This window comes from uncultured Negativibacillus sp., from assembly GCF_944388365.1.
GTDB lineage: Bacteria > Bacillota > Clostridia > Oscillospirales > Ruminococcaceae > Negativibacillus.
The window spans coordinates 1-5527 of sequence record NZ_CALXIN010000110.1 but is presented as its reverse complement, the minus strand read 5'-3'; the positions used below and the strand labels follow the sequence as shown (position 1 = coordinate 5527).

The 5527-nt window shown below is 50.3% G+C and carries 5 protein-coding genes; 3 read left to right on the top strand and 2 right to left on the bottom strand.

The genetic code is table 11. The annotated features are described in order from the left end of the window. A partial coding sequence (locus Q0L39_RS10385) for an AAA family ATPase (RefSeq protein WP_296628963.1) occupies window positions 1-1666 on the bottom strand: 1666 nt, incomplete at its 3' end. A 558-nt stretch (window positions 1667-2224) separates the two neighbouring features. Here Q0L39_RS10385 and Q0L39_RS10380 point away from each other — a divergent pair. Genes Q0L39_RS10380 through Q0L39_RS10370 form a run of 3 tightly spaced genes read left to right on the top strand, consistent with a single transcriptional unit; the run spans window position 2225 to window position 4946 of the window. After that, complete coding sequence (locus Q0L39_RS10380; RefSeq protein ID WP_296628961.1) at window positions 2225-3607, top strand: MATE family efflux transporter; 1383 nt, start codon at window positions 2225-2227, stop codon at window positions 3605-3607. Then, the gene (locus Q0L39_RS10375) at window positions 3607-4002 is read left to right on the top strand and encodes a cytidine deaminase (protein ID WP_296628959.1); all 396 of its coding nucleotides are present in this window, start codon (window positions 3607-3609) and stop codon (window positions 4000-4002) included. Before Q0L39_RS10380 ends, Q0L39_RS10375 begins: the two co-directional genes overlap by 1 nt. A 44-nt stretch (window positions 4003-4046) precedes the next feature. Then, window positions 4047-4946, top strand: coding sequence for a type II CAAX endopeptidase family protein (locus Q0L39_RS10370; protein WP_296628957.1), 900 nt, complete (start codon window positions 4047-4049; stop codon window positions 4944-4946). Window positions 4947-5054: 108 nt separating this feature from the next. Here Q0L39_RS10370 and Q0L39_RS10365 read toward each other — a convergent pair. Next, the coding region (locus tag Q0L39_RS10365) for a M24 family metallopeptidase C-terminal domain-containing protein (protein WP_296628956.1) at window positions 5055-5527 on the bottom strand (473 nt) is incomplete at its 5' end.

Genomic DNA, 5527 nt, shown 5'->3' with positions numbered 1-5527 from the left:
AGTCGCCCATGATAGTGTAGCGGGCAGATGGGAACATCTTTTTGAGGATGTAAAAATGCAGCGGATAATAGTCCTGTGCCTCATCCACCACCACCTGACGGATGTCCGAAAACTGGTCACAGCCAAACAGATTGAGGTGCAGATACAACAGCGGCATTGCATCCTGATAGGAAAGATACGGCGAAGGGTCGTTTAACCGTGCCTGTGCGCCGTCGAGAATCTCGTCGATGCAGTCGGGCAGCGAAAGACCGCGTGCCAGATGGAAGAACAGAGTGCGGTTGGCAATCAATCGGCGGTACAGCTCCATGCTGTCCAACGTTGTGAACGCCTTGATCTGACGTTTGATGCGGCTGCTCTCCTTGACCGAAAGCAGACGGCCAAACTGCTTTTTGTCGTACAGATGCTGGACAAAGGTGCCCGAGAATTTGCGCAGCTTAGGCAGACGGCTTTCGCGGCGCAGCTTGTGCAGCTGGGTCCACAGGCGCTGTTCCAACAGCTTGAGCGCGCCGTCGAGCGGTGCACGGCGGCAGGCCTTCTGTACAAAGGCGCTCATCTCCTCGCGGGTTTCCACCAGCTTTCCGTCGTAATACAGATCGGTGTAGGGGATGAGCCGGCGGGTATAGTAGGAAACATACCGCTCCAGAATGGTTGCAAAGGCGGCGGAGGAGAAAAACTCCACCGACCGGTGCAGCAGCGTGCGTTCCTTCTTGGTATCCGCGCAGACCATCTGTTCCAGCAGCTGGCTGCGAGGGAGCAGGGTGTTTCCAGTATCACTGACCTTGGCAAACAGTGTCTCGAAGGTCAGGCTGGCAACGTTTTGTTCGCCCAGCTCCGGCAGAACATTTGCAATGTAGCTGCCGAACAGGTTGTTCGGGGAGATGATAATAATGTTGTTGGCATACAGCTTTTGTGTAACGCCCTGATACAGCAGAAAGGCGACACGGTGCAGCGCAACGGCGGTTTTGCCGCTGCCGGCAACTCCCTGTACAAAGACCAGCTCATTTTGGGTGTCGCGGATAATCATGTCCTGCTGACGCTGGATGGTTTCGACAATCGACTTCATCTGCTGGGAAGCGTTGTGCGACAGCGCCTCACGCAGCATGTTGTCCATGATGTTGACATCCGAGTCAAAAAAGTAGTTGAGGGTGCTGTCCTTGATTTCAAACTGGCGTTTGAGCGACACACTGCCATGGATGGTGCCCGAAGGTGCCTGGTACTCTACCTCGCCGGTTTCGTACCGGTAGAACAGGCTGGCGATAGGAGTGCGCCAGTCGTAGACGTAGGTTTCATAGCTGTCCTCATCCTGAATGGTGGACAGACCGATGTAGATTTTTTCAGCCGGTTCCGATTCAAAGCCGCGCTCGGTAAAGTCGATGCGTGCAAAATAAGGGCTGTCCAATGCCTGACGGTAGTGGTCGATGCGCTTGTGGGCAGCATCATAGCGTGCAGACTGGCTCTGAATGGATTCCAGGACCTGATGAGCTTCAACAGCGTTGTCGAAGCCACCGCGGAAGGAGACATTTTCCCACATTTCCTTTCGGGCAGAGATGATCTGATCTTTTTCATCCGCACAGGCAGCCTCTTCACGGCTGAGATTTTCCTGAATAAAGGAACAGGTCTTTTGCAGATACTGCTGTTCCAGTAAAAATTCTTTATCGTATTCCATAAAACCCTCCTCTTCTTTCCGGCCCAGATTGCCGATGATAACCGGAGAAAATGCGTCTATGTTTTAGAACAATATCAAAGGTACATCGAATTATTATAGCACATAATTTTACAGAAGGCAATGCAGCGCAAAGAAAAGGGAAAAGCCGAAAAGGGAAGTCCAAACGGACTTCCCTTTTCGGCTGTGTAATAAAAAATAGAGGACGACCGGCGTTACCGGTCAGGAGATCTCAAAATGAAGTTTAGGAAACAAAAACAGGGGAGAAAAGTCCCTTTGTTTTTGTGTAACTACATTATAACGCCTGTGTCGTAAAAAGTCAATAAAAATAAAAGAAAAAATAAAAATAAAAATAGCCGTAATACACAAAACAAAAAACAAATGCAGAAAATGGAAAAGGAAGGGAAAAACCACCTTGTAATTCATAGGTATTTCTTTTATAATGAAAAAGAGGTACGGATGGACAATTTGTCCATCTATTTTTATCCTTGTTGAATAAAAACAGGGGGATAGAATGTACCTGTGAAAGAGAGGAATTTTAAAGGAGAGGAAGAGAAAGCTATGGCAAAGGCAAAGAAATCAACATCTATTGACATGACGGCGGGCAATCCGTATACGCTGATTATCAGCTTTACCCTGCCACTGCTGTTGGGAAATGTGTTCCAGCAGCTGTATAACATGGTGGACAGTGTGGTCGTCGGCAATGTCATCGGCGATCAGGCACTGGCTGCGGTGGGAACAGGATTTCCTATCATTTTTATGCTCAGCTCGCTGTTTATGGGAATTGGTACCGGTGCAACCATCATGATCTCCCAGTTTTACGGAGCGCGTGACCTGGAAAAGGTCAACCAGACGGTCAACACCATCTATACAGCGCTGATTATCGGCATCATTCCGCTTTCGCTGATCGGTGTACTGCTCAGTGACCCGATGCTGCGTCTGATCCAGGTGCCGGACGATGGAACACTGGAAATGGCAAGAACCTATATGATCATCATTTTTATCGGTATCATCGGCAACTTGGGATTTAACATCAACTATGGTATTCTGCAGGGACTGGGTGACAGCCGCACCTCGCTGCTGTTTTTGATGATTGCAACCGTCATCAACATCGTGCTTGACCTGGTGCTGACCATTCCAATCAGAATGGGTGTCGCCGGTGTTGCACTGGCTACCATCATCGCGCAGATTTCCTCCTGGCTGTTCGGTGTATTCTACATCAACTGCCGGTATGACTTTATCACCATCAAGCCGCAAAAATTCTATTTCCAGAAGGGACTGTTTGTACAGGCGATGAAACTGGGCATCCCTTCCGGCATCCAGCAGGCGCTGTTTTCCATCGGTATCATGTTCATGCAGTCGCTGGTCAACAGCTATGGTTCGGCCTTTATGGCGGGCTTTAACGGCGCCAACAAGATCGACACCTTTGCATTCCTGCCGGTACAGAGCCTGTCCAATGCGCTGACCACCTACACCGGACAGAATATCGGCGCAGGAAACCAGCACCGTGTCAAAGAAGGACTGAAGGCCTCGATGATCCTGTCGATCGGCTGCTGTATCGTCATCGGTGCGCTGCTGTATCCGACCAGTGCCTTTATGATGCAGATGTTCAGCCACAATCTGGAGGTAATTGATGCAGGCGTCGCTTACCTGCATGGTGTACTGCCGTTTTACTCGCTGCTGGCAATCAGCTTTATGTTTAACTCTGTTCTGAGAGGCGCCGGCGATATGATGGTGCCGATGATCTCCTCGTTTATCAGCTTGTGGCTGGCAAGACTGCCGGCAGCATACCTGCTTGCATGGCTGTTTGATAAGGAGAGCATCTACTACTCCTACGCAGTCGGATGGGTGCTTGGTCTGTTGATTTCTGGCATTTATTATGCAAGCGGAAAATGGAAGAACAAGAGCATCATCACAAAATTAAGAGAGGAACCTGTTGCATAATGGAGAAGATTGACTGGAACCGAATGATCGAAGCGGCGAAGGCGGTTTGTCGTCCTCGTCAGCTTTCCAAAAACAGCTGGGCGGCTTCGGTTGGAGCAGCACTGCTGACCGATCGCGGAAACCTGTATACAGGGGTATGTATTGATACCCCTTGCTCGATGGGATTTTGCGCCGAACATGCCGCAGCAGCGGCGATGGTCACTACCGGAGAAAATCGGGTAGCGGCAGTGGTCGCAGTACACTGCGGTGAGGACGGCAGTTTTACCGTCATTCCACCGTGCGGACGGTGCAGAGAGTTTCTGTGTCAGCTGCACGACGACAATTATCTGGCACAGGTGTATTTGAATGAGGGCGTTTTTACATTGGATCAATTATTGCCACATCGTTGGGAATAAAATGATATAAAGTGCACCATATACAGGCAGAAAGGGAGAAACAGATGGAACAGGAAAAAGAGATTCGACGTTGTTATAATCGATTGGGGTTGGGAATGCTGCTTTATATGCTGATTACCCAGTTTTTTCCGATACCATTGTTGCTGCTGGCACGCTCGATGGGATTGTTGGAAACAGAATGGGTATCACTGCTGATTCAGGATGGAGTACAATATTTGGTCGCATTGCCGGCTGCTGCCATGGTGATTCGAAGCATCCGCAATCCGCGCCGACCCATCTCAGCGAAAATGCTTTCACCCAAACAATTTCTCAGCTGTGCACTGCTGGGAATTGGATTGATGTATCTGTTTAACATCGTGGGCAATCTGATCAATCTCCTGCTGGCAATGGTGAAGGGCGCACCGGTAGCCAATTTGGTGGAGCAGAGTGTTTCGACCTATTCCTTGTGGAGAGGGATTCTGCTGCTGGTGGTACTGGCACCGCTGGCGGAGGAATTTTTATTTCGCAAGCTGGTTTATGAGGCGGTCGGCAACTATGGAGAAAAAGCCTACCTGTTCACCAGTGCCTGCCTGTTTATGCTGATGCACGGCAACGTGGTGCAGTATCCTTATGCTTTTGTGCTGGGACTCCTGTTCGCCGGCATCTACCTGCGCACCGGAAATATCTGGAACACCATTCTGCTGCACGCGGCGGCTAATTTTGTTGGCGGTATCCTGCCGATGATCGGCGATCAGATACCGGCGGCTTTGTATCTGTTGGTAGTGATCTATTTGACGGCAAGCATCTATGCGGTGCGCACTGCCTGGATTTACCGTCATTTGCGGGTGAAGAATACACCACCTCTGGAGGATGGAGCATTGGATGCTGCGTTGCTCAATCCAGGGATGATCCTATTCACAGCTGCTTCGTTTGCAATGGCAGGATTTGTGATTTTGTACTTGTAAAGAGAATATATGCAAAAGGCGGATGAGCTTCCATCCGCCTTTTTGTGTGTTTGTCTGTTAAAAAAGTCCGTGTACCTTTTCGGGACACACGGACTTTTTTGTTGATTGTTAGCGTTTGATTGGCTGTGTCTTTTTCTCCAGCCACTTTCTTGCGCGCTCGCTGACCAGCGGAGCAACCTTGTCATAGACGTGCTGATGATAGCTGTTGAGCCAGCAGATTTCCTCGTCGGTCATCAGGGAAATGTCGATGCAGTCGGTGTCGATTGGAACAAGGGTGAAGGTGTCGAAGCGATAGAACTGACCGTATTCGGTCTTTACGTCCTCTGCAACGACCACCGAGTTTTCGGTGCGGACACCATGGCTGCCTTCGGTATAGACGCCTGGTTCGATGGTGATGAACATGCCTTCCTCCAGAGCGACGGTGCGGTCACGGAAGTTCGGAGGTGCCTCGTGGACATTGAGGAAGCAGCCGACACCATGTCCGGTGCCGCAGCGGTAGTTGAGGCCATCCTGCCATACCTTGCCGCGGCAGATGGCATCCAGATCCGAGCCGGTCGAACCTGCCAGGAACTTCTGGCTGG